We start from the raw sequence: 22,437 nt of genomic DNA on the forward strand, positions 1-22,437 counted from the left end.
GTTTTTACAGCGCTTTTACCGTTTCAACAAAAGTACTTTTTTTATCAATAATTCCGAGATCAAATAATTGATTTTGGATTTTGATAAAAGCTTTCTCATTTAAATGTTTTTGAGACCATTGTGTTAATTTCAGCCATTCTTGAATGTCTTCTGCTTTTTGATTGAATAATTCAGCCAATGTTTTATCAATACTCGGAATTTGAGCAAAATCAACAGTAGTTTTGTTTATAATTTCTAGGACTTTTTCAACTACTTTTGGGTTTTTCTTCAAAAATTCGTCGCGAACAGTTATTACAAAAGACGGCCATGGAGTAGGACAGTCGCCAATGCGTCTAAAAATACCTTTATCTACAAGAGGTTTGGTCATAAAACGTTCCCACATAAAATAATCTGCAGTTCCGTTTGTCAAAGCTTCAACAGCACCATCAATTGTATTTATGATTTCAAATTGCAAATCATCACTCTTCCAGCCTTGCTCGTTTGCATTAACGTAAGCCATCAATTGAGAACCTGATCCAATTCTAGAAATTGCGGCTTTTTTATTTTTTAAATCTGCGATATTCTTAAAATCAGATTTTGCAGCCACGTGAATTCCCCAGATTAATGGCGATTGCACATAAATTTGAACAATTTTACTAGGGTTTCCTGCAACAATATCTTTTACAATTCCTTCGGTCAAGATAACCGCCATATCAGTTTCTCCGTCGCGCAGCATTTGGCACATTTTACCAGTTCCTTCTGGAATGTCCTTCCATTGCAAATCAATATTTTCTGCTTCAAATTCGCCGTTTTCAATGCATAAATGCCATGGCAGATTGAAGTGTTCCGGAACACCTGCAATTTTTACCGTTTTCATTGTAGTTAAGTTTAAGTTAAGTTTGGTATGCGTATTTAAGTTTGTTTAGTTTTTTAATAAATCAGCACGATGTTTTTCAGAAAGACATGGCTCTGCAAATTCAAAAACAGAAAGCGTTTCATATTCATTTAAAACACTTCGCACAATCGAATAATCTGTTTCTCTTGCAATTTCGACAGCTAGAAAAGTATCGTTTAAACTTTCAGACAAACAATTAATTGCTTTCAGTTTTTCGATTATAATTTCCTTGTCAAAATCTTTTTCTAAAATTAAAATCTGAACTATCGAATTTCCAGAACTTTCAATCGTTTTTTGATAGACCAAACGTTCTTCTTTTTCATCTAATTCAGCATAAAATAAATCGTCTGTTGCAATTAATGCTCCAAAAAAAGGAATATTATCTAATTTAAAAAGTCCCTTTTCTAAATCTACAATTTCAGCCCACATAGTTTCTGAAACGGTTTCTTCTAGATAATCGCTATAGTATTTGAATAGGATTTTTTTATGTGTTTCTGCCATTATTTATTTTGTAATATTTTTTTGCGCAATCTCTTTTCATTATCTAATTCTCAAATTGACTAATTATCTAATTCTATAATTGCTTAATTAATTTCACTTATTATTGCTTTCAATGGAGATATAACAATTCTATAACCATCAGGATCCTGAAACATTTTTCCGTTTTCATTCCAAAAAGGATTTACGGCAGTTATAGTTGAAATATTATGATGCTCAAGCTTATCTATTAATTCGTTGTAATCTAAAATTGTTTTTGGATAAAGGATAATAACATCATCTTCATCAAAAGAATGATTGGCTTTTACTTTAGATTGCGTAAATTCAAAATGCCAGTCTAAACCTGTTTTTCCAATAAAAACGCCGTCATAATCTTTATGATTCTGAAAATCACCTAATCGCTCAAAACCAAGAATATTGATATAAAAATTTTCAATTATTTCTAAGTTATCCGTGTGTCTTGCAACTCTTAAAAACATAACTTAAGATTTTATTTGATTAATATGATGCTCTAAATGTTCAACATAATCGGTCATTAGAAATTTTAAATCAATTTCTGAATGATCGCTTAAGACAATTTTATATGCTAAGGCTTTCTCATTGACAGTTTTCATGATTCTAAGAATTTGTTTGTTGATTGATAACCACAACTGTGTTAATTCCTGAATATCCATTGTTTGATATTGATTTAATTTTACTAAATCAATTTGATTGTATGGTCTGTGTTGATAAGGTTTTTCTAGATAATTAATTTCTGTAAAACGAACCAAATTATGAATTCCTGAATCTGTCAAATGTCCGATGATTTCCTTCTTTAACCATTTTCCTGGATTTCTAGCTTCTAGAATTTCATCCTCTATTGTTGGAAAAAAAAGGAAATTTTCGTTTAGTAATTTTTCAAATTTAAGAATTGCATCATTCATAAATGATCTAATTAACAAATTATCTAATTATTTCCCCGCCAATTTATTCAATGTATAAGTAATAAGCTCATCAACTGCTCTATAAGGATCCTCGCTGAATGTTCCTGATGCACGGTTGGCAATAATGGCATTTAAAGATAAAGCATTATGACCTAAAAGTGCCGAAAGTCCATAAATCGCAGCTGTTTCCATTTCTAAATTTGTGATTCTTTCATCCTCAAATTTAAAATTATCCATTTTACTGTTTAATTCCTCATCCTGAATATTTAAACGTAAAACTCTGCCTTGCGGACCATAAAAACCTCCCGCAGTTGCAGTAATTCCTTTAAAAATTTTATCAGATTCTATAAGTTGTTCCAGTTTTTCTGAACACGGAATTACATAAGGTCTTCCTTTACGGCTGTCCCAATTGGTATGTTTGATAAAAGCATCTTCAAGAGCTGTATTTGAAACTTCGTCGATTAAATAGGAGCGAAGCATATTATCTAAACCAAGTCCAAATTTCGACATTACAAAACTATCTACAGGAATATCTTCTTGTAAAGAACCAGAAGTTCCAATTCTTATAATATTTAATGAAGTTAGGTTTTCTTTTGGTTCACGGGTTTTTAAATCGATGTTTACCAAAGCATCCAGTTCATTTACAACAATGTCAATATTATCAGGACCAATTCCAGTTGAGATTACAGAAATTCTTTTGCCTTTATAAATTCCAGTTTGAGTTTTAAATTCTCTTTTTTGAGTCGAGAATTCAATTGAATCAAAAAACTGAGTGATTTTTTCAACTCTATTTTGGTCACCAACAAAAATTATATCATTGGCAATATGTTCAGGACGAAGGTTTAAGTGATAAACACTTCCGTCTGGATTAAGTATTAATTCTGATGATTGTATCATTTTTTTTTAGATTCTAAGGGTTTGTCTGAGGTTCAAAGATTTTTTTTAGAGACGCACGGCTGTGCATCTTGTTGAAATTCCAATTTTAAAAATTGAGATTTTCTATTTATCCGCCAACGCGTTTCGTTTTAAATCCTTTTTCTTTTAAAATAGCCATAATTTTATCGCGGTAATCACCTTGAATAATTATAGAATCATCTTTAAAAGTACCGCCAACGCTTAATTTTGTTTTTATCTCTTTGGCTAATAGTTTAAAATCTTCATCACTTCCTTCGTAACCTTCGATTATGGTAGTTGCTTTTCCTTTTCGTTTTTCAAACTTGCAGATCATTGGTTCTTTTTGAATGTAAAGAACATGATCTTGCTCTTGAACCTCTTCTGGTTCGTTTGACTCGATATGATCGGGAAACAAATTTTTTAATTGATCTTTAAAATCCATATGTTTTCTTCTTCTAACAAAATAAGCTCCAATTTAAAAATTAAATTCCAAATTCCAATGAAAGTTTGGAATTTGGAATTTTTAAAATTGAAACTTAAATAAGTTTTATTTTTTGATTAAACCTAGATCTACCAAACGTTCGTATAAATAATCACCAGCGGTAATATCATCAAACTTCTTTGGGTTTTCTTCATCAATACAATTTTCTAAACAATCTAAACGCATATCACTTACAGGATGCATAAAGAACGGTACAGAAAAACGTGAAGTTCCCCATAATTCTCTAGGAGGATTCACTACTTGGTGAATGGTTGATTTAAGTTTGTTATTAGTATGTCTAGACAACATATCTCCAACATTGATAACTAATTCGTCATCAGCTGCAATAGCGTCAATCCAGTCTCCATTATGGTTTTGAACCTGAAGTCCTTTACCTTGAGCACCCATTAATAAAGTAATCAAATTAATATCACCATGAGCCGCTGCACGAATTGCATTTTCTGGCTCAGAAGTAATTGGCGGATAGTGAATTGGTCTTAAAATAGAGTTTCCATCTTTTGCATATTGATCAAAATAAAATTCATCTAAACCAAGGTGCAAAGCCAATGCTCTTAATACATAAACACCAGTTTTTTCAAGCATCTGGTAAGTTTCTTTTCCTACAGCATTAAAACGAGGCAACTCAGTAACTTCTACATTTTCAGGATATTCTGATGCGTATTTTGAGTTTTCATCAACGTATTGGCCAAAATGCCAAAACTCTTTTAAATCTCCCTCTTTGCGGCCTTTAGCATGTTCTTTTCCAAAAGAAACATAACCTCTTTGTCCGCCGATTCCAGGAATTTCATAATTATGCTTAGTTTCTACTGGCAAGGCGAAAAATTTTCTAATTTCACCATAAAGTTCGTCTACCAATTGGTCGTCAAGAAAATGACCTTTTAGGGCTACGAAGCCAATGTTTTCAAATGCACTGCCGATTTCATTTACAAATTTTTGTTTACGTTTCGGGTCGTCCGAAAGGAAATCACGTAAGTCTACACTAGGAATGTTTTGCATACTTTACATTTTTATTTAAGAAAAAAAGGCTTTAAAAGCCTTTATATAACAAAGGTAGAGAATATTTTAGAATTGAATTTTAAAAGTTATAATAAAATTAAAAAATTATAACATAAATAAGTAAAATTGTTATATTTTTTTATATTTGATATATAAAAACCAAGAACTATGATCTTTTATAGAGAAAACCTTACAGATGAGCAGTTGCTAGACCTATACAAAAAACTGCTTAAGCCGCGTTTAATCGAAGAAAAAATGCTCATTTTAATTCGGCAGGGTAAAGTATCTAAATGGTTTTCAGGAATTGGTCAGGAAGCAATTTCTGTTGGTGTTACTTCTGTTTTAGACGAATCTGAATACGTTTTGCCAATGCATCGAAATCTCGGAGTTTTTACTACTCGAAATATTCCTTTGCACCGATTATTTTCACAATGGCAGGGAAAAGCAAATGGCTTTACAAAAGGCCGTGACAGAAGTTTTCATTTTGGAACTCAGGAATATAATATTATCGGAATGATCTCGCATTTGGGTCCTCAGTTAGGAATTGCTGACGGAATTGCGTTGGCGAATAAACTTCAAGATAATAAAAAAGTTACGGCTGTTTTTACTGGCGAAGGCGGCACAAGTGAAGGCGATTTTCATGAAGCATTGAACATTGCTGCGGTTTGGAAACTTCCCGTAATGTTTGTTATCGAAAATAATGGCTACGGATTGTCTACACCAACGAAAGAGCAATATTCTTGCGAGAATTTAGCCGATAAAGGAATTGGTTATGGTATTGAAAGTTATATTATTGACGGAAATAATATTTTGGAGGTTTATAATAAACTGTCAAAATTAAAAGAAGACATGCAAAACGATCCGCATCCTGTTTTGCTGGAGTTTAAAACTTTTAGAATGCGCGGTCACGAGGAAGCAAGCGGCACCAAATATGTTCCAAAGGAATTAATAGAGGAATGGGAAACTAGAGATCCGGTCGTTAATTATAGAAATTATTTAACAGAAATTGGGGCTCTTACTACTGAACTTGACGAAGAGTTTCACAATGAAATAAAGCAGGAAATTGACGAGAATCTTGCCATCGCCAATGCTGAACCTGAAATAATACCTACTTACAGCGGTGAATTAAAAGATGTTTATAAACCGTATCAATACGAAGAAGTTATTTCGACATCCGAAAACAAGAATATTCGTTTTATAGATGCTATTCGTAATAGTTTGGAGCAGTCGATGCAGCGTCATAAAAACCTTGTCATGATGGGGCAAGATATTGCCGAATATGGTGGTGCTTTTAAAATTACTGATGGATTTGTTGAGTTTTTTGGAAAAGATCGTGTCAGAAATACTCCAATTTGCGAAAGCGCCGTTGTTTCGACAGCCATGGGATTGTCTATAAACAATTATAAAGCAATTGTCGAAATGCAGTTTGCTGATTTTGTTTCAACGGGATTTAATCCAATAGTCAATTTACTGGCAAAATCACATTATCGCTGGGGCGAAAAAGCCGATGTTGTGGTTCGTATGCCTTGTGGAGGCGGCACTCAAGCGGGACCATTTCATTCGCAGACAAATGAAGCTTGGTTTACCAAAACTCCAGGTTTAAAAGTTGTTTATCCCGCTTTTCCTTATGATGCAAAGGGATTATTAAACACAGCGATTAACGATCCAAATCCAGTTTTGTTTTTTGAACATAAACAATTATACAGAAGCGTTTACCAAGATGTTCCAACAGATTATTACACTATTCCGTTTGGAAAAGCAGCTTTGTTAAAAGAAGGAACTTCGATTACTATCATTGCTTTTGGAGCTTCGGTGCATTGGGCGCTGGAAACTTTAGCGAAATATCCTGAAATCAAAGCTGATTTAATTGATTTAAGAACACTGCAGCCTTTGGATACGGAAACAGTATTCAAATCGGTTAAAAAAACTGGAAGAGCAATAATTTGTCAAGAAGATACCATGTTTGGAGGTATTGCGAGTGATATTTCGGCTTTGATTATGGAAGAATGTTTTGAGTATTTAGACGCTCCAGTAAAAAGAGCGGCAAGTCTCGATTCGCCAATTCCGTTTACAAAAGCTTTAGAAGATCAATTTCTACCTAAAAATCGTTTCGAAGAAGTTTTATTAGAATTATTGAAATATTGATTGTAAAAATCACATAGTTTTGCATAATGAACATTTTTTTTATCTTTAAACCATAAAAAAATAACTTATGAAAAAACTATTTGTTTCGGTTTTCGCGATTACGCTGCTTTTTTCCTGTAACAAAAGTACTAAGTCTAACGAAGATAAAGCCTTAGATGTAAAATTTGACAAGTATAAAGATGGTTTTGTAACCTCTTTATGGAAAATTAGTCCAAATTGGGCTTCAAGTGTTGGTTATCATAAACTAGATAGTGTTTTGGTTATTCCTGATGATAATCAAAGAAAAATAGTGCTTGATTTTGTCAACGCGCAATTGGACTCTTTAAGCAAATTTGATATTGATAAACTATCGGACAATAACAAAACCGATTTTCATTTGATTAAAAATGAGCTCGAAAGCAATATTTTCAGTATTAAAGAATTAAAAGCAGGCGAGTGGGATCCTTCCGGTTATAATGTTTGCGGCTCTTTTGCCGAAATTTTAAATGGCACTTATGAAACTCCTGAAATTCGTTTACGTGCTTTTAATGCAAAAATGAACGCAATTCCTGCTTATTATGAAGCTGCAAAAAAGAAGATCAAAAATCCAACTGTTGAACACACTGAACTTGCAATAGCGCAAAACTTAGGTGGATCTTCTGTTTTTGATGCCAATTTAAAAGCGGTTTTAGAGAAAAGTAAATTAAGCGCTGCCGAGAAAAAAGAAATGCTTGATAAAGCCCAAGTTTCAATAAAAGCAATCAAAGATTATGCTGCTTGGTTAAAAGCTTTACCAAATAAAACTCCGCGATCTTTTAGACTTGGTTCAGCACTATATGCTAAAAAGTTCAATTTTGAAATTCAATCAAGTTATACAGCTGATGAGATTTATAAAATTGCAATTGACCATAAAAAAGATTTACACGAAAAAATGTTCGTTCTGGCTGATAAACTTTGGGCAAAATACAAAGGAAATGAACCAAAACCGACAGATAAATTAGATTTAATTAAACAGGTTATTGATAAAATATCTTTACAGCATACGACTCCAGAAAAGTTTCAATCTGAAATTGAGAAACAAATCCCAGAATTAACGGCTTATGTAAAAGCTAAGGATTTGTTATACATCGATCCATCAAAACCACTTGTGGTTCGTAAAGAACCAGCTTATATGGCTGGAGTGGCAGGAGCATCAATTTCGGCTCCGGGACCTTATGATAAAAATGCAAATACGTATTATAATGTAGGAAGTATGAGTGGTTGGACTGCTGAAAATGCAGAAAGTTATTTGCGAGAATACAACGATTATATTCTTCAAATTTTAAATATTCATGAAGCAATTCCAGGACATTACACACAATTGGTTTACAGCAATCAATCACCAAGTATCATTAAATCTATTTTAGGAAATGGCGCTATGGTAGAAGGATGGGCAGTTTATGCTGAGAAAATGATGTTGGAAAGTGGTTATAAAAATTCTGATGAAATGTGGTTGATGTATTATAAATGGAATTTAAGAACTACCTGCAATACGATTCTAGATATTAGTGTTCATACTAAAAACATGACTAAAGAAGCGGGGATCAGTTTATTGACTAAAGAAGCTTTTCAGCAGCAAGCTGAAGCAGATGGTAAATGGAAACGTGTAACTTTATCTCAAGTACAGTTATGTTCTTATTTTACAGGGTATACTGAAATTTATAATTTAAGAGAAGAACTTAAAAAGAAAGAAGGAGATAAATTTAATTTGAAAAAGTTTCATGAGAAATTTTTAAGTTTTGGAAGTGCCCCAGTTAAATACATAAGAGAATTAATGCTCTCTGAAGAATAATTGTCTTAAAAAGATAGTTTTAAAACAGGTTTGGTAAGATTAAGAATCTCGTCAAACCTGTTTTTTTTAATGCTAAATTATAACAACCAATCGTTTTCCGTCAGGAACTTCTGTGTTCCATTTTTGTTCGATATCAATCAGATTTACTTTTTCAATATTAACTTTTAGTTTGTTTTGAGACGCAAGTAGAAACATTTCGGGAAGAATTTCTGAAAACAATAGTTTAACTTCCTCTTTTGTCCAGCTTCCTAATCCTGAACCTGACAATTGTAAGTCAGCGCTTCGTAAAATTTGCGCTGATAATTGAATTGTATCTCCTGACATTGAGCCAATAGAAACATATCGTGTTTTATTTGTAAAATTTCCATTTCCTTTTAGAATAGAAAGAATAAGTTCTGCCGAATGTCCCCACAAATAATCCAAAACAATATCGATTGGAGTGTTTTGATGAATTTTTTTAAGCTGAGAAATAAAACTTTCGTCATCTTGTTTTAAAGAAATAATTTCATCTGCACCAAGTTCTAAAAGACTTTGAAGTGTTTTTTCATTTCGCCCCGTAACAATTATTTTCTTTGCCCCGTAATATTTAGCAATCTGAACAGCCATTTGACCTGTAAAACCAGTTGCGCCATTTATTAAAACTGTTTCTTCAGGTTTTATTCCGGCTCTAAATCGTAAAGCCATTGCAGAACCTGCAACGGCATTTGGCATTGCTGCTGCAGCTGCACTGTCAAGTTCGTTTGGTATTACAATCATTCTGTTTTTTTCGACTATTGCTTTTTCGGCAATTGTGCCAGAAATTCCGCGGGCATAAACTCTAGTTCCGTTTTGAAGTAAACCAATTCCGTCACTGCCAATGACAAATCCGTTTTGAATTTCATTTTCAGACGAATAATGTTTTCCGCTGGCAATTCCTTTGTCTAAGTTCGTAATTGCGACAGCTTCAATCGAAACTAAAACTTCGTTTTCATTGCTTGCAATTGGTGTTGCAAAATCTGCATATTTTGGCAATTCGCCTTTTTTATAAATTACTGCTGCTTTCATAAGGTTTAAATTTTATGAAGCAAAAGTAGAAAGGCGTTAATCGGCTGACGATAACATTTGTTATCAAATACAATTGAATTATTTTTTGTGTGTCAGTTTGCTTTTTATTCGGCTTAAGTGAACTGTACTTACACCTAGATATGAGGCAATATAATGCTGTGGAACACGCTGAACGATTTGAGGTTTTTCTTCGATTAAATTAAGATAACGTTCAGCAGGAGATTCTTTTATAAAAGAGAAAAAGTGTTTCATATAATCAAATGTTCTCTGAAAAAGCACATCGATTAATTGGTCTCGAAGTGCAGGGATTTCTTTAATTCCTTCTAAGATTTGGTCAACATCTTTTTTGTGAATCCACCATAAAATAGAAGGTTCAATTGTTTCTACAACAACAGGACTTGGAAGCTTTTTAATGAAACTTTCGATAGAAGCAACACTTTGGTTTTCAAAAAAGAATTGAGAAGTTAAGTCTTTTCCGTTATTATTAAACCAAACTCTAACACAGCCTTTTTCAATAACAAATAACTTTTTCGAAATTTCGCCTTCTTCCAAAAGAACCGTTTTCGCAGGTACTTCAATGCGATTGAAATGATTGATGTATTCATTCCATTTTTCGTCAGTTAGAGGGAATTTATTTCGGAATTGGTTAAACATGGGTTTTCTTTGTAAACAATAGTATTATACTGAATTAGAATTATATCCAGTTTTAGTAGATAGAATATGGATTATTATAGGATTTATAAATTCTTCGTGTTCCATATTGAGATTTAATGATATTTTTTGAGTTGTACTCCAAAATTTTCCTTTCATATCAGCTAGTTTAATTTTGTCCAAAAAGTAAGAATGTTTTAAATTAAATGAAAAGTACTTTTCACTTGTTCTTATAATGGTTCTATTTTGATCAAAGGATAGGGAAGTTTTTGTAATTTCAGTTATATCTTTTGTTATGTTTTTATTCTGAAACAAAATTTCAAACTTCGCTGAACTAAATGGTGTTTCATAACTTTGAAGTTCTAAAATGAGTTCATCAGTTGGATCAAAAATTTTGATTAAATTTTTTCGAAGCCAATTAAATTTGATAGTAGAATAAAACAATAGTTCTTCATTTCTATATACAAATAGACTTTGTTTTTTATTCTCGACTATTTCTATTACCATTTAAAAACCTAGTTTGAATCCGTTCTCACTTCAAACAACTGCACTTGACTTTTTAATCTGTCAATCAATAAATTCATCATACGTTTGTTCAAATCAGAAGAATTTTGGATATAAGTATCGTATTCTTCGATTGTAAAAAGCGCCATGACAATTCCTTTTAGAGAATTTCGAAACTTAATATCTTTTTGAATCGAATTTTCTATCGTCTGAAGTTTCTTTTCGATAGTGTACGAATAAAAATCGGCTTTGTTTTTATTTACATAATTAATAAAAACGGCTATAAATAAATCATTTTGAAGCTTTAAAATAGGTCTAATCGTTTGATTTTGAAATAACTCATCTGCCGAAGATTGAGCACTTACAGTTCCTAAAGTTTCGCCTCTGAATTCTTTTAAAAAAGTGTCTCTATCTGCCATGTTTTTTCTTTAAATTTATAAAAATTTCAAATACAAAAAACTCTATTTTTACTTTTATAAATTAAAATTATGCGATTTCATACCAGAAAGTGGGTTAAGCCCGAAGATTTAAATCCTAACGGAACTTTATTTGGAGGAAAATTATTAGCGTGGATAGATGAAGAGCTGGCGCTTTATACAATAATTCAGTTAGAAAATCCGAGAGTTGTAACCAAACATATGTCTGAAATTAATTTTAGAAGTTCTGCAAGACAAGGAGATATTGTCGAGATTGGGATTGATGTGGTTAAATTTGGAAATACTTCGGTAGTTTTAAAATGTGCAGTTAGAAATATGATGACGCGTGAAACCATTATTACAATCGATGAAACTACAATGGTAAACCTTGATGAAAATGGTAAGCCTAGAGCCCATGGAAAAACTCAAATTGAGTTTGTAAAAGATCGTTTATAAATTACTTAAATCATTATAAATGATATAAGTAAATTGTACAGCAGATAAGTTGTAGGCAATATTAGCTTATGTCAAAATAAATATATACTATGAATTTAAAATCACTTTTGTTCCTTTTTTCGATTTTTGCAATTATCGTTTCTTGTAATTCTAAAGAAGAAAAGAACGATTACAAACAAGTTTTTTATCGCGCTGTAAATAAAAATGATACTGCAATTTTGGTTTTAAACATCAGTGATAAACGTTTTTTTGGACGTTATGAAATATTGTATCATAAAATTGGTAAAGATTCTGGAGATGTAAGAGGTGATATAAAGGGAGATACGTTTAGAGGCGATTTTCATTTTATTTCTAATGGCGGAAGCTGGAAAAGAGTTCCTTTGGCTTTATTACGTAAAGAAAATAAACTAGTTTTAGGAAACGGTGTAGTAGGAACTTATATGAACCTTCCTTGTTTTTTACCTGGAACTATAGATTACAAAAGCTCAAAATTTACTTTTGAAGAAGTGGAATAATAGGTTCAGTCTTTACTGGTATCACCTCTAGTTTAAAACTATGTACTTTAGTTTATTAGCTTTAATTGGTAAAAAAATAGCAGCAAATTGTACTAAGTTTCACAAATTAATTAGTGCTAATTAGTGTAATTTGCAACAAATAAATAGATACAGTAACCTTGCAGACTTTTAGTCTGCCAACTAAATCTAAGGACTTTTAGTTCATTGTGGTTTGGTTAAAATTTCTTTTACAAAAATTTCGCTTTAAGCTCTGGTGTTGGAATCATGCAGCTTTGTTTTTTGCCGTACCATTTGTAGCGATTTGCAGCAATATAATCGTAGATGTAATTGCGAAGTTTTTCTGGGAGAATTTTAAAGATTGTGATTATACTGTATAATCCGCCCAAATCTTCGGCAATTTCAAATACAGCATCAGATTTATAATAATAAGCTACGGCAGGATTGTACATAATTATGCTGTCAATTTTAGTTTGATCGACACCAATATAAGTACAGATTTCTTTTCCGAAATCAGATTGCAAAGCCACAAAACGAAAAATGTCTTTTTTATCGTGTTTTATAATAAATTGAACGGCGTTACTGCATAAATTGCAAACGCCGTCAAATAATATTATTTTTTTGTTCTCTGCAGTTTTACTTAGCAGCGAAACTATTTCACTCTGTTTTTCCATTTTATATATACGCTTCATTTCGTCGTTTTCCGACTAAAGCTCCAATTCGCATTTAAAAATCCATTGACGATCAAGTATTAACGATCAAGTATTAACGATCAATCATCAACCACAAACTATCAACTATTTCTTAGCAGCTTCGACAAGCTCCAATTCGTCTAAACTTACTTTTGAGGTAAAGATACCGTAGTTTACTGTTGCTTTATTTTTTTCGATAGAATCAATACTTCCCACAGATCTTCCGTCGAGCATTCTAACTCTGTCGCCGACTTTTAAAACGGGTTTTGGTTTTTCGATAACTGGTTTGAGTTTCTTTTCTTTTTTCTCTTTTCTAATTTCTTCCACTTTCACAGAAACTTCTGCAATTACTTCTTTTTTCTTTTCAATAATCGCTTTGTTTTCTTTTGGAGTTGCTTTTTTACGTTTAGAGTTTTCAATTTCAACAATTTTTAAAAACTCACCAATAAGTTCTTTCTTGTTTTTATTGTTGAAGTATTTCTCCGCAATATCTTCTATTTTTTGACCAATGTAAATTGTCTTCTGATTGCTGTCGTATAATTCCTGATAGCTTTCTAGTTTTTGTTTGATTTTTACATTGATGTTTTCCATCTTTTTACTTTCCTCGCGTGCTCGAGTTTCTTCTTCTTTTAAATTTAAAGAAGTTTTTTCCAGCTTTGATCTTTCTTTTTGGAGTGTTGCAATAGTTTTATCAAAGCGGACTTTTCCAACTTCGATTTTCTTCTTTGCACGGTTAATCAATCCAAATGGAATTCCGTTTTTCAGGGCAACTTCAAAAGTAAAAGAACTTCCCGCTTGTCCTAAAGCCAATTTATACATTGGTTCAAGCGATTTTTCATCAAACATCATATTGGCATTTGTTGCAAATGGTAGTTCGTTTGCTAAAATTTTCAAATTAGAATAGTGCGTTGTGATAATTCCGAATGCCTCACGATGGTAAAATTCTTCTAGAAAAATCTCGGCTAAAGCGCCTCCTAATTCAGGATCAGAACCAGTACCAAATTCATCAATTAAAAACATGGTTTTCTTGTTGCATTTCTTCAAGAAATAATTCATGTTTTTTAATCTATAGCTGTAAGTACTTAAATGGTTCTCAATAGATTGATTGTCTCCAATATCCGTTAAAATTCGATCAAATAAGAAAGTCTCACTTCGCTCGTGTACAGGAATCAGCATTCCAGATTGCAGCATCAATTGCAGTAAACCAACAGTTTTTAAAGAGATCGTTTTACCTCCGGCATTTGGACCAGAAATTACAATAATTCTATTTTCCTGTTTTAGTTCAATAGTCTGCGGATGCGTAACTTCGTTTTTTTCTTTGTTATTTAGATATAAAATAGGATGATAAGCTTCTCTAAAAAACAATCTTCTTTCTTCCGTAATCGTTGGTAAAATTCCGTTGATTCGATTAGCGTATTTTGCTTTTCCAGCAACAACATCAATATCACTCAGGAATTCTTGATATTCAATTAAAAGCGGTAAAAACGGACGAATTGAATTTGATAATTGTTTTAAAATTCGAGTGATTTCTTCTTTTTCTTCGTATTCTAAATTGCTTAATTCACGCGAATATTTTAAAGTCGCTTCTGGTTCAATATAAGCAATGCTTCCTGTTTTAGAACTTCCTAAAATAGAACCTTTTACTTTACGGCGATACATAGCAAGAACAGCCAAAACGCGGCGATTTTGAACAAAGCTTTCTTTAATATCATCAAGATATCCTAAGCTGTTGTATTGTGTTAATGCAACGCCAAAACTTTGGTTCACTTTTCCGCGTACTAAATTCATGCTCTGACGAATGCTCAAAAGAGCAGGAGAGGCATTGTCTTTTATTTCGCCGTATTTGTCTACAATTGCGTCAATTAAAGAAACAATGTCTTTTGTATATTCAACTCTTGAAGCTCTTGCATTTATATTTGGATAATAATCATCAAACTTTTTTAGAAAAGTAAGCAAGGTATTTGTTGTTGACGAAAGTGTGGCAATTTTTCTAAAACTTCCTACTTCTAGAAAACTGTCTTCGATCGCCAGAAATTTAATTTCATGTGTTATCGCATCAAATCCATGATTTGGAAGCGCATTATTGTTTTGAAATGAAGAAACATATTCTGATGTTTGCATTAAAGCCTGCATCAATGTTTCTTTATCTCTAAAAGGTGTTATTTGTAAAGCTTTTTCTTTTCCAATATCTGTATTACAGCCAGCCGAAATAGTTTCGAGCACCGTTGGAAATTGTAAATCTTGTAATGTTTTTTCGGTAATAGATATCATTATATATCGTAAGTTGTAAGGTTTCAAAGTTACAAAGTTTTGAAAACTAAATAGTACTATTGATTAGTAGTTTGAAAAAAACTTTGCGTAATTTGTAATAAAATTTTAAAATGAAAATTAATTTATCTCAAGATTGGCAAGACGTTTTAAAAGACGAAATTCAAAAACCTTATTTTACAGGCTTAATGGAGACTTTAGATGTTGAGTATAAAACGCATACTTGTTTTCCTCCGGCTGAATTGATTTTTTCCGCTTTTAATAATTGCAGTTTTACCGATTTGAAAATTGTAATTATTGGTCAAGATCCTTATCATGGAGATGGGGAAGCTAATGGTTTGAGTTTTTCAGTAAATGATACGGTAAAAATTCCGCCGTCACTTCGCAATATTTTCAGAGAAATAAATACTGATTTGGATTCGATTTTTATGCCTTCATCAGGAAATCTTGAAAAATGGGCAAAGCAGGGAATTTTACTTCTAAATGCTTCGCTGACGGTTCGTAAAGACAGTCCAAATAGTCACAAACATTTAAAATGGAATCTCTTTACAGATGCTGTAATTCAAGCTGTTTCTGACCAAAAAGAAAATGTTGTTTTTCTATTGTGGGGAAGTTTTGCTCAGAAAAAAGGATTAAAAATAGATCGCTCTAAACATTATATTTTAGAATCAGGCCATCCGTCTCCTATGAGTGCAAATCAAGGAAAATGGTTTGGAAATAAGCATTTCAGCCAAACAAATGCTTTTCTAAAGTCAAAAGGGATTAAAGAAATAGAATGGTTGTGAGATTGATCTTGTCATTTCTCTCCGGAGGCTTCGGGATCGAAATGACAAAGCATTCCTTTTACCGGCTATTTATCTGCTGGTTTCTTTGTGATTTCTTCTAAAACAGCTTTCTTTTCGTAGTTTACTACTTTTAAAATAATCTCTTGATTTTTAGCTGTTTTTCCTTCAATAATATATACTTTTCCATTTTTGAATGGAACATTACTTTGGTCAAAATCAACGTCGCCATACGTCAATGTATTTTTTACATCGGCAGTATCAACCCATTTTTCATTTAAAGTCTGAACGGCTTTATCAGAATATTGAAAAGGTTTTGTTCTTAAATCATTTAAAACTCTGGCATTTGGAAAATAGTTGCAACGAGTATCTTTACCACTAAAAATAAGGGCTACAACAAAACAACCCATTACTAAACCAATCAAATAATATGCAAAACGGTGTACGAACTTCATGAAATAAAATTTTTGCAAAGGTACATTAAAGTTCCTTTAAAATACAAGTAAATTAATATCGTTGTCTGGCAGATCAAACCAGTCGCCAATTGCTTTATTTGTTAGAATTCCGTGGTATAAATAAATTCCGTTTTTAAGCCCTTTGTTGCATCTGATCGCACTCTCTAATCCGCCGTCTTCAGCAATTTGATGAAGATAAGGAGAAAGTATATTACTTATTGATAACGAGGCAGTTTTTGAATAACGAGAAGGAATGTTTGGCACACAATAGTGCAAAACGTTGTTTTTGATAAAAGTTGGCTTTTCGTGTGTTGTTACTTCAGAACTTTCAAAACAGCCGCCAGTGTCGATACTAACATCAACAATAACAGCGCCTTTTTTCATGTGCTCTACCATAGTTTCGGTAACAATAATTGGGCAGCGTTCTTTGCCTCGCATAGCGCCAATTGCAACATCACAACGTCTTAAAGCTTTTAATAATGCTTTTTGCTGAATTGTAGAAGTGAAAATACGCTGGCTTAAATTATTCTGCAGTCGGCGTAATTTAGTGATAGAATTATCGAATACTTTTACGCTTGCGCCAAGTCCAATTGCGGTTTTTGCAGCAAATTCACCAACAGTTCCCGCACCTAAAATTACTACTTCGGTAGGAGGGACGCCGGTAATGTTACCAAATAAAAGTCCTTTTCCAAATTCATCCGTAATCATTAATTCGGCAGCAATAAGTATTGAAGCTGTTCCAGCAATTTCACTTAAAGATTTTACAGCAGGATAAGTGCCGTCTTCATCTTTAATATATTCAAAAGCTAATGCTGTAATCTTTTTTTGCGCTAAAGCTTCAAAGTAAGATCTTTTTTTTGTTTTTAATTGAATTGCCGAAATGATAATAGTTTCTGGATTTATCATTTCGATTTCGGCTAAAGTCGGCGGTTCTACTTTTAATAAAAGCGGACAACCAAAAACCCTTTTGGTATCTTTAGTAATTTCTGCACCAGCATCAGAATATTCTTTATCTGTATAACTCGAACTTTCTCCAGCTCCAGATTCTATCATTACGCGATGACCTTCATAAGTTAAAGAATTCACGGCATCGGGAGTCAGACAGATACGCCTTTCCTGATAGCTGGTTTCTTTTGGAATTCCTATAAAAAGTTCTCTTTTAAAACGACCAACCTCAAGTTTTTCTTCTTGCGGAATTAATTGTTGCTTTGTAAACGGAGTTAAGGTAATTGACATGAGTTATGCAAAAAATTAAGAGTACAAATTACGTAAAAAGTTTTAGAATTAGTGTAAAAATTCTGCTAATACTAAGGTCAAATGTTAAGATATTATTTTCTCCATTTTAATGTCGGCTCTTTTGTAAACCCCTGCTTCTAAAGGGATTTCTACGAAGCCAAATTTTTTATACAGATGAATTGCAGGAAGTAAAGTTGTATTAGAGTATAAAAAGAGTTTTTTTATGTCATTTTCTTTCGCAATATCGATACAGTGTTCAAGTAATTTGTTACCAATTCCTAATCCTTGAGCATTATCTGAAACAGCCATTTTGCTTAATTCGAATGTTGAATCGTCAACTTTTAGTAAAGAAACCGTTCCAATAATTTCGTCATTATATTTCGCGTAGAAAATCATTCCGCCTTTTTCGATAATTTCTTCCTGCGGATTTGAAAGTGTTACTTTATCTTTTTCTTCAACTTTAAAATATTTGGTTAACCAAGCTATATTTAAAGTTTTAATATGCTCTTTCAGATCTTCTGAAAAAGGAATTATTTCTACGGTATTTTCGGATTTCATAGTTGCATTTTTTGCATATTAAGTTTATGCAGTTGAGTTGAAAATTTTAAAGATAAATGTAGATCTTCCAGATTTAGAAGTGCTTAACATCCAAAATGCCTTTTCGATACATTTACTTTTGTCTGATACCAATTTTTTGAGAGCACTTTTACATATTCTGGATAATTTGGATATCCAATTGGATTGTCTTTGCAATTACAAATGGGATCTTTTTCATAGATTATGAACATTTTTTTATAGGCTCCTACAATGCTGTAATCATGTTCAGATGTTTTAATGCAAAACATAATGCAATTTTTCGCTTCGCTAATTTCGATGTATTGGCAAAATTTAGTATTAAGCAATTGCTGAAATTTCTGTTTATCTTGAATATTAATTTTTGAGAATAGTTTAGAAATATCTTCGTTGTTTTCGATGTAATATCTTATACATTTTCCGTCTCCATCTGCATTTAGAGAAATACTATCTTTTATAAAATTACTATTTCGATCAATAATACTAACGATTTCTTTGCATTTTGCAATTTCAGAAGCTTCAATTTCATCTGATATAAAATCTGTTGTAATACCAACAACAAACAAGAAGAAAAGTCCAATTAAGATAAAGATAGACCCTAATAAAATAATTAATTTCTTTTTCAATGTTATTTGATTGTTTCTAAGACCGTTTTAAAATTTATATCAATTTCAATTCTCTTTTTCCGTCTGCCAATAACTCAATTGTAATAGTTGATGTGTCTTCTGGAAGCAGATTTGCAATTTTCTCAGACCATTCTATAAAACACCAGTTTCCAGAGTATAAATAATCATCAACGCCCATATCCAGCGCTTCTGTTTCTTTGTTTAAACGGTAAAAGTCAAAATGATAAACAATTTGATTGTCAGAAGTGTAATATTCGTTAACCAATGAAAAAGTAGGACTGCTGGTAGCATCTTTAACGCCTAAATTTTTGCATAACTGCTTGATTAAAGTAGTTTTTCCAACGCCCATTTCACCATTAAAAAGAATGATTTTTTTAGGATTTGAAGCTAAAATTTGTGTTGCTGCTTCTTGAATTTGATCTAAAGAAAAAACGATGTTCATTGTTATGTTATTTTTGCCACGAATTTCACAAATTTTCACGAATTAAAATTTACTTTTTTGACATAAAATAAAAATTCATGAAATTCGAGGAGATATTTTTTTATTTCGGGTTAAAGACCAAAAACGGAATAATCATTTCTTCTAATGAAATTCCTCCGTGTTGATAGGTGTTTTTGTAATAACTTACATAATGATTGTAGTTGTTTACATACGCCAGAAAAAAATCATTTTTGGCAAAAATAAACGAACTACTCATGTTTATTGCGGGTAAACCAATTGTTTTTGGCTCCTTTACTACGTAAACATCTTTTTGTTCATAGGTTAAACTGCGGCCCGTTTTATAACGCAAGTTTAGACTGGTATTTTTATCTCCTACAACTTTCGACGGATTTTTCACATTAATAGTTCCGTGATCTGTTGTCAGAATTAATTTAAAGCCTAAAAGTTGTGCCTGTTGAATGATTTCTAATAACGGAGAATTTTTGAACCAGCTTAATGTTAAAGAACGATATGCTTTATCATCCGAAGCTAATTCTTTTACAACTTCCATTTCTGTTTTTGCATGCGACAGCATATCTACAAAGTTGTAAACCACTGTTACTAAATCATTTGTTTTTAAAGCTTTGAAGTTTTCTGCTAATTTTTTACCGCCGGCATAATTGGTGATTTTAAAATAGTCTTCTTTAATATTTAAACCCAGACGTTTTAATTGTGCCGATAAAAATTCTGCTTCATACAGGTTTTTTCCGCCATCTTCTACGTCATTTTTCCAATATTGCGGAAATTGTTTTTCCATATCCAAAGGCATTAAACCAGAGAAAATAGCATTTCTTGCATATTGTGTAGCTGTTGGCAGAATTGAAAAATACGGAACTTCTTTTTCTAATTTGTAATAGTTAGAAATTACAGTTTCAAAAGATTTCCATTGGTCGTATCGAAGGTTGTCGATCACAACAAATAGAATTGGTTTGTCTTTCTTTTTAAGTTCTGGAACGACTAATTCTTTGAATAAATTGTGAGACTGAATTGGTTTGTCGGCTTTTGGAGTGAACCAATCTTCGTAATTTCGTTCAATGAATTTTCCGAATTGTGAATTGGCTTCTACTTTTTGAGATTCTAGAATTTCAATCATCGCCTGATCGTTGATATTTTCTAGTTTTAATTCCCAAAAAAGCAGTTTTTTATAAAGTTCAACCCAGTCTTCATAAGAATTAACCATTGCTAATTCCATCGAAATTTTCCTGAATTCTTTTTGATAATCTAAAGTTGTTTTCTCCGAAATCAATCTTGAATCATCTAAGTTTTTCTTTAAACTCAATAAAATCTGATTTGGATTTACAGGTTTAATTAAGTAATCGGCAATTTTAGATCCAATTGCTTCTTCCATTATGTATTCCTCTTCACTTTTAGTGATCATAATCATAGGAATAGCTGACTTTTTTTCTTTCATTTCTGAAAGCGTTTCTAAGCCGCTCATTCCAGGCATATTTTCATCCAAAAAAACAATATCAAAGTTGTCTTCCTCAAATAAAGCAATTGCGTCAAGACCATTGTTACAGGTTGTTACAGCGTAATTCTTTTTTTCGAGGAATAATATATGTGGCTTTAGAAGATCGATTTCATCGTCGACCCAAAGTATTTTTATTTTGTCCATAAACGAGTTTAATTTTAATGCAATTTAGAAGTATAGAACTTAAAAAGTATTAAAAATAGTATAAAATTAGGAATGTTAAATATAAATTAATTCTACTTTGATTTTTCTCTATTCTTGAAATTTAAGAAAATACTGATGTTAAATATCAATATTTTAAGTTAAAAACTAAAACCTGTTTATGGTTAATTACTTATATTTGTTGACCAAAAAATAGCCAACTAGTGACTCATTATAACAAACTTAAAATATTCAACGACCCTATTTACGGGTTTATATCTATCCCGAACGAACTTATTTATGATTTAATTCAGCATCCGTATTTTCAGCGTTTGCGTCGTATTTCGCAAATGGGAATGTCGTATTTGGTTTATCCGGGAGCAAATCACACACGTTTTCATCATGCTCTTGGCTGTATGCATTTAATGCAGAAAGCTGTAGATACGCTTAGATTTAAAGGAGTTGCGATTTCTGGAGAAGAAGAGAGTGCGCTTTATATTGCAATTTTACTGCATGACATTGGACACGGGCCATTTTCGCATGCTATGGAAAAAAGTATTGTTGAAGATGTAAATCATGAAGCTATTTCATTGTTATTCATGAATCAGTTAAATGATGAATTTGACGGAAAATTAAGTTTGGCCATTCAAGTTTTTAAAGGGGATTATCATAGAAAGTTTATGCTTCAATTGATTTCAAGTCAGTTGGATATGGATCGCATGGATTATCTAAAACGTGACAGTTTTTATACTGGTGTTGCCGAAGGAAATGTTAACTCTGAGCGTTTAATTCAGATGATGAATGTGGTTGACGGTGTTTTGGTAATTGAAGAAAAAGGGATTTATTCGGTAGAGAAATTTTTACTTTCAAGAAGATTGATGTATTGGCAGGCTTACTTGCATAAAACAAGTTTGGTGGCTGAGTTGATTTTGATGAAAGTTTTAAAAAGAGCAAAAGAATTGACTTTAAAAGGAGTTAAACTGCCTTGCAGTGAGCCGCTTTTGTATTTCATGCAAAACAAAATTACAATTGAAGATTTTGATGCTGAAAAATTGGATTTGTTTTCTCAATTAGATGATTTTGATATTATAAGTGCGCTTAAGGCATGGCAGAAACAGGATGATTTTATTCTTTCTACTTTAAGTAAAATGCTTATTAACAGAGATTTATTGAAGATAAAGCTGAGCGCAGAGAAAATTCCGATGGAAGAATCACAATCTTTAAAAGAAGAATTTGCTGAAGAACATCATATTTCACAGTTAGAAGCAGGTTACTTTATATTTAGAGGAAAAATTAAGAATCAGGCTTATAGTAAAGAAGCGGAACCGATTCGAATTTTGAAAAAAGATAAAACAATTGAAGATGTTGTAGAAGCCTCTGATCAGTTGAATTTGAAATCGTTATCTAAATTGGTGACAAAATATTACATCTGTTTTCCAAAACAACTTATCTAAAATTAACATTTAAAATCTATTTTTTATATTTTT

At 32.0% G+C, this 22,437-nt stretch carries 25 protein-coding genes; 6 read left to right on the forward strand and 19 right to left on the reverse strand.

The features are described from left to right. Positions 1–4 precede the first annotated feature (4 nt). The 7 genes from NLG42_RS15455 to NLG42_RS15485 all read right to left on the reverse strand — a co-directional run bounded on the left by NLG42_RS15455 (position 5) and on the right by NLG42_RS15485 (position 4,687). Positions 5–856 (reverse strand): substrate-binding domain-containing protein, encoded by an 852-nt coding sequence (locus NLG42_RS15455; RefSeq protein ID WP_089056748.1) that lies wholly within the window; start codon positions 854–856, stop codon positions 5–7. A 45-nt stretch (positions 857–901) separates the two neighbouring features. Continuing rightward, entirely contained in the window at positions 902–1,375 is a 474-nt protein-coding gene (locus NLG42_RS15460; RefSeq protein WP_089056749.1) for a DUF4265 domain-containing protein, read from the reverse strand. Between the two features lie 83 nt (positions 1,376–1,458). Beyond that, the gene (locus NLG42_RS15465; protein ID WP_089056750.1) at positions 1,459–1,851 is read right to left on the reverse strand and encodes a VOC family protein; all 393 of its coding nucleotides are present in this window, start codon (positions 1,849–1,851) and stop codon (positions 1,459–1,461) included. Between the two features lie 3 nt (positions 1,852–1,854). Continuing rightward, complete coding sequence (locus NLG42_RS15470; protein WP_257681496.1) at positions 1,855–2,295, reverse strand: DinB family protein; 441 nt, start codon at positions 2,293–2,295, stop codon at positions 1,855–1,857. A gap of 27 nt (positions 2,296–2,322) precedes the next feature. Continuing rightward, positions 2,323–3,192, reverse strand: coding sequence for a nucleoside phosphorylase (locus NLG42_RS15475; RefSeq protein ID WP_257681497.1), 870 nt, complete (start codon positions 3,190–3,192; stop codon positions 2,323–2,325). A 106-nt stretch (positions 3,193–3,298) separates the two neighbouring features. Beyond that, entirely contained in the window at positions 3,299–3,631 is a 333-nt protein-coding gene (locus tag NLG42_RS15480; RefSeq protein ID WP_089056753.1) for a translation initiation factor, read from the reverse strand. A gap of 105 nt (positions 3,632–3,736) precedes the next feature. Beyond that, positions 3,737–4,687, reverse strand: a complete 951-nt coding sequence (locus NLG42_RS15485) for an isopenicillin N synthase family dioxygenase (protein WP_089055504.1) — start codon at positions 4,685–4,687, stop codon at positions 3,737–3,739. Between the two features lie 168 nt (positions 4,688–4,855). Here NLG42_RS15485 and NLG42_RS15490 point away from each other — a divergent pair, with 168 nt between their 5' ends. After that, on the forward strand, positions 4,856–6,832 hold the full coding sequence (locus tag NLG42_RS15490) for an alpha-ketoacid dehydrogenase subunit alpha/beta (protein ID WP_257681498.1): 1,977 nt from the start codon (positions 4,856–4,858) through the stop codon (positions 6,830–6,832). A 67-nt stretch (positions 6,833–6,899) separates the two neighbouring features. Next, positions 6,900–8,642: a DUF885 domain-containing protein gene (locus tag NLG42_RS15495; RefSeq protein ID WP_257681499.1), complete on the forward strand. Its 1,743-nt coding sequence runs from the start codon at positions 6,900–6,902 to the stop codon at positions 8,640–8,642. 72 nt (positions 8,643–8,714) lie between these two features. Here NLG42_RS15495 and NLG42_RS15500 read toward each other — a convergent pair whose 3' ends face one another. From NLG42_RS15500 to NLG42_RS15515, 4 genes are all read right to left on the reverse strand, one after another. Next, positions 8,715–9,686 carry a quinone oxidoreductase family protein gene (locus tag NLG42_RS15500; protein ID WP_257681500.1) on the reverse strand — a complete coding sequence of 324 codons (972 nt, stop codon included), beginning with the start codon at positions 9,684–9,686 and terminating at the stop codon, positions 8,715–8,717. A gap of 78 nt (positions 9,687–9,764) precedes the next feature. Beyond that, positions 9,765–10,340, reverse strand: a complete 576-nt coding sequence (locus tag NLG42_RS15505; protein WP_257681501.1) for a Crp/Fnr family transcriptional regulator — start codon at positions 10,338–10,340, stop codon at positions 9,765–9,767. Positions 10,341–10,364: 24 nt separating this feature from the next. After that, positions 10,365–10,844: a hypothetical protein gene (locus NLG42_RS15510; protein WP_257681502.1), complete on the reverse strand. Its 480-nt coding sequence runs from the start codon at positions 10,842–10,844 to the stop codon at positions 10,365–10,367. A gap of 8 nt (positions 10,845–10,852) precedes the next feature. After that, a complete protein-coding gene (locus NLG42_RS15515; protein WP_089056759.1) occupies positions 10,853–11,260 on the reverse strand; it encodes a glyoxalase in 408 nt (135 codons plus the stop codon). Positions 11,261–11,329: 69 nt separating this feature from the next. Between NLG42_RS15515 and NLG42_RS15520 the strand changes: the two genes are divergently transcribed. Together NLG42_RS15520 and NLG42_RS15525 are read left to right on the forward strand one after the other, a co-directional pair. Next, complete coding sequence (locus NLG42_RS15520; RefSeq protein WP_089055500.1) at positions 11,330–11,713, forward strand: acyl-CoA thioesterase; 384 nt, start codon at positions 11,330–11,332, stop codon at positions 11,711–11,713. Positions 11,714–11,802: 89 nt separating this feature from the next. Next, on the forward strand, positions 11,803–12,228 hold the full coding sequence (locus NLG42_RS15525) for a hypothetical protein (protein ID WP_257681503.1): 426 nt from the start codon (positions 11,803–11,805) through the stop codon (positions 12,226–12,228). A gap of 227 nt (positions 12,229–12,455) precedes the next feature. Here NLG42_RS15525 and NLG42_RS15530 read toward each other — a convergent pair whose 3' ends face one another. Then, positions 12,456–12,899: a thiol-disulfide oxidoreductase DCC family protein gene (locus tag NLG42_RS15530; protein WP_257681504.1), complete on the reverse strand. Its 444-nt coding sequence runs from the start codon at positions 12,897–12,899 to the stop codon at positions 12,456–12,458. Positions 12,900–13,022: 123 nt separating this feature from the next. Further along, positions 13,023–15,188, reverse strand: coding sequence for an endonuclease MutS2 (locus tag NLG42_RS15535; protein WP_257681505.1), 2,166 nt, complete (start codon positions 15,186–15,188; stop codon positions 13,023–13,025). 110 nt (positions 15,189–15,298) lie between these two features. Between NLG42_RS15535 and NLG42_RS15540 the strand changes: the two genes are divergently transcribed. Further along, positions 15,299–15,970 carry a uracil-DNA glycosylase gene (locus tag NLG42_RS15540; RefSeq protein WP_089056762.1) on the forward strand — a complete coding sequence of 224 codons (672 nt, stop codon included), beginning with the start codon at positions 15,299–15,301 and terminating at the stop codon, positions 15,968–15,970. A 65-nt stretch (positions 15,971–16,035) separates the two neighbouring features. Here the strand turns inward: NLG42_RS15540 and NLG42_RS15545 are convergent, their stop codons facing one another. The 6 genes from NLG42_RS15545 to porX form a co-directional block, all read right to left on the reverse strand. After that, positions 16,036–16,422, reverse strand: coding sequence for a DUF4258 domain-containing protein (locus NLG42_RS15545; protein ID WP_089056763.1), 387 nt, complete (start codon positions 16,420–16,422; stop codon positions 16,036–16,038). A 36-nt stretch (positions 16,423–16,458) separates the two neighbouring features. Continuing rightward, complete coding sequence (locus NLG42_RS15550; protein WP_089056764.1) at positions 16,459–17,658, reverse strand: alanine dehydrogenase; 1,200 nt, start codon at positions 17,656–17,658, stop codon at positions 16,459–16,461. A gap of 84 nt (positions 17,659–17,742) precedes the next feature. Then, positions 17,743–18,216 (reverse strand): GNAT family N-acetyltransferase, encoded by a 474-nt coding sequence (locus NLG42_RS15555; RefSeq protein WP_099718169.1) that lies wholly within the window; start codon positions 18,214–18,216, stop codon positions 17,743–17,745. A gap of 83 nt (positions 18,217–18,299) precedes the next feature. Next, positions 18,300–18,857, reverse strand: coding sequence for a hypothetical protein (locus NLG42_RS15560; protein WP_089056766.1), 558 nt, complete (start codon positions 18,855–18,857; stop codon positions 18,300–18,302). A gap of 34 nt (positions 18,858–18,891) precedes the next feature. Then, entirely contained in the window at positions 18,892–19,299 is a 408-nt protein-coding gene (gene tsaE / locus NLG42_RS15565; protein WP_099718171.1) for a tRNA (adenosine(37)-N6)-threonylcarbamoyltransferase complex ATPase subunit type 1 TsaE, read from the reverse strand. A 100-nt stretch (positions 19,300–19,399) separates the two neighbouring features. Next, entirely contained in the window at positions 19,400–20,953 is a 1,554-nt protein-coding gene (gene porX, locus NLG42_RS15570) for a T9SS response regulator signal transducer PorX (protein WP_089056768.1), read from the reverse strand. A 221-nt stretch (positions 20,954–21,174) separates the two neighbouring features. Between porX and NLG42_RS15575 the strand changes: the two genes are divergently transcribed. Then, complete coding sequence (locus NLG42_RS15575) at positions 21,175–22,404, forward strand: HD domain-containing protein (protein WP_089055489.1); 1,230 nt, start codon at positions 21,175–21,177, stop codon at positions 22,402–22,404. Positions 22,405–22,437 lie beyond the last annotated feature (33 nt).

Origin of the sequence: Flavobacterium plurextorum, from assembly GCF_024638035.1 — a bacterium.
Classification (GTDB): Bacteria; Bacteroidota; Bacteroidia; order Flavobacteriales; family Flavobacteriaceae; genus Flavobacterium; species Flavobacterium plurextorum.

Excerpts from the sequence above, each read along its gene's own strand:
- NLG42_RS15545 (WP_089056763.1), bottom strand. The coding sequence starts at position 16,422 with ATGAAGTTCGTACACCGTTTTGCATATTATTTGATTGGTTTAGTAATG.
- NLG42_RS15455 (WP_089056748.1), bottom strand. The coding sequence starts at position 856 with ATGAAAACGGTAAAAATTGCAGGTGTTCCGGAACACTTCAATCTGCCA.
- NLG42_RS15470 (WP_257681496.1), bottom strand. The coding sequence starts at position 2,295 with ATGAATGATGCAATTCTTAAATTTGAAAAATTACTAAACGAAAATTTC.
- NLG42_RS15465 (WP_089056750.1), bottom strand. The coding sequence starts at position 1,851 with ATGTTTTTAAGAGTTGCAAGACACACGGATAACTTAGAAATAATTGAA.
- NLG42_RS15500 (WP_257681500.1), bottom strand. The coding sequence starts at position 9,686 with ATGAAAGCAGCAGTAATTTATAAAAAAGGCGAATTGCCAAAATATGCA.
- NLG42_RS15555 (WP_099718169.1), bottom strand. The coding sequence starts at position 18,216 with ATGAAATCCGAAAATACCGTAGAAATAATTCCTTTTTCAGAAGATCTG.
- NLG42_RS15510 (WP_257681502.1), bottom strand. The coding sequence starts at position 10,844 with ATGGTAATAGAAATAGTCGAGAATAAAAAACAAAGTCTATTTGTATAT.
- NLG42_RS15550 (WP_089056764.1), bottom strand. The coding sequence starts at position 17,658 with ATGTCAATTACCTTAACTCCGTTTACAAAGCAACAATTAATTCCGCAA.
- NLG42_RS15480 (WP_089056753.1), bottom strand. The coding sequence starts at position 3,631 with ATGGATTTTAAAGATCAATTAAAAAATTTGTTTCCCGATCATATCGAG.
- NLG42_RS15485 (WP_089055504.1), bottom strand. The coding sequence starts at position 4,687 with ATGCAAAACATTCCTAGTGTAGACTTACGTGATTTCCTTTCGGACGAC.
- NLG42_RS15515 (WP_089056759.1), bottom strand. The coding sequence starts at position 11,260 with ATGGCAGATAGAGACACTTTTTTAAAAGAATTCAGAGGCGAAACTTTA.
- NLG42_RS15505 (WP_257681501.1), bottom strand. The coding sequence starts at position 10,340 with ATGTTTAACCAATTCCGAAATAAATTCCCTCTAACTGACGAAAAATGG.
- NLG42_RS15535 (WP_257681505.1), bottom strand. The coding sequence starts at position 15,188 with ATGATATCTATTACCGAAAAAACATTACAAGATTTACAATTTCCAACG.
- NLG42_RS15490 (WP_257681498.1), top strand. The coding sequence starts at position 4,856 with ATGATCTTTTATAGAGAAAACCTTACAGATGAGCAGTTGCTAGACCTA.
- NLG42_RS15525 (WP_257681503.1), top strand. The coding sequence starts at position 11,803 with ATGAATTTAAAATCACTTTTGTTCCTTTTTTCGATTTTTGCAATTATC.
- NLG42_RS15495 (WP_257681499.1), top strand. The coding sequence starts at position 6,900 with ATGAAAAAACTATTTGTTTCGGTTTTCGCGATTACGCTGCTTTTTTCC.
- NLG42_RS15540 (WP_089056762.1), top strand. The coding sequence starts at position 15,299 with ATGAAAATTAATTTATCTCAAGATTGGCAAGACGTTTTAAAAGACGAA.
- NLG42_RS15475 (WP_257681497.1), bottom strand. The coding sequence starts at position 3,192 with ATGATACAATCATCAGAATTAATACTTAATCCAGACGGAAGTGTTTAT.
- NLG42_RS15520 (WP_089055500.1), top strand. The coding sequence starts at position 11,330 with ATGCGATTTCATACCAGAAAGTGGGTTAAGCCCGAAGATTTAAATCCT.
- porX (WP_089056768.1), bottom strand. The coding sequence starts at position 20,953 with ATGGACAAAATAAAAATACTTTGGGTCGACGATGAAATCGATCTTCTA.
- NLG42_RS15460 (WP_089056749.1), bottom strand. The coding sequence starts at position 1,375 with ATGGCAGAAACACATAAAAAAATCCTATTCAAATACTATAGCGATTAT.
- NLG42_RS15530 (WP_257681504.1), bottom strand. The coding sequence starts at position 12,899 with ATGGAAAAACAGAGTGAAATAGTTTCGCTGCTAAGTAAAACTGCAGAG.
- tsaE (WP_099718171.1), bottom strand. The coding sequence starts at position 19,299 with ATGAACATCGTTTTTTCTTTAGATCAAATTCAAGAAGCAGCAACACAA.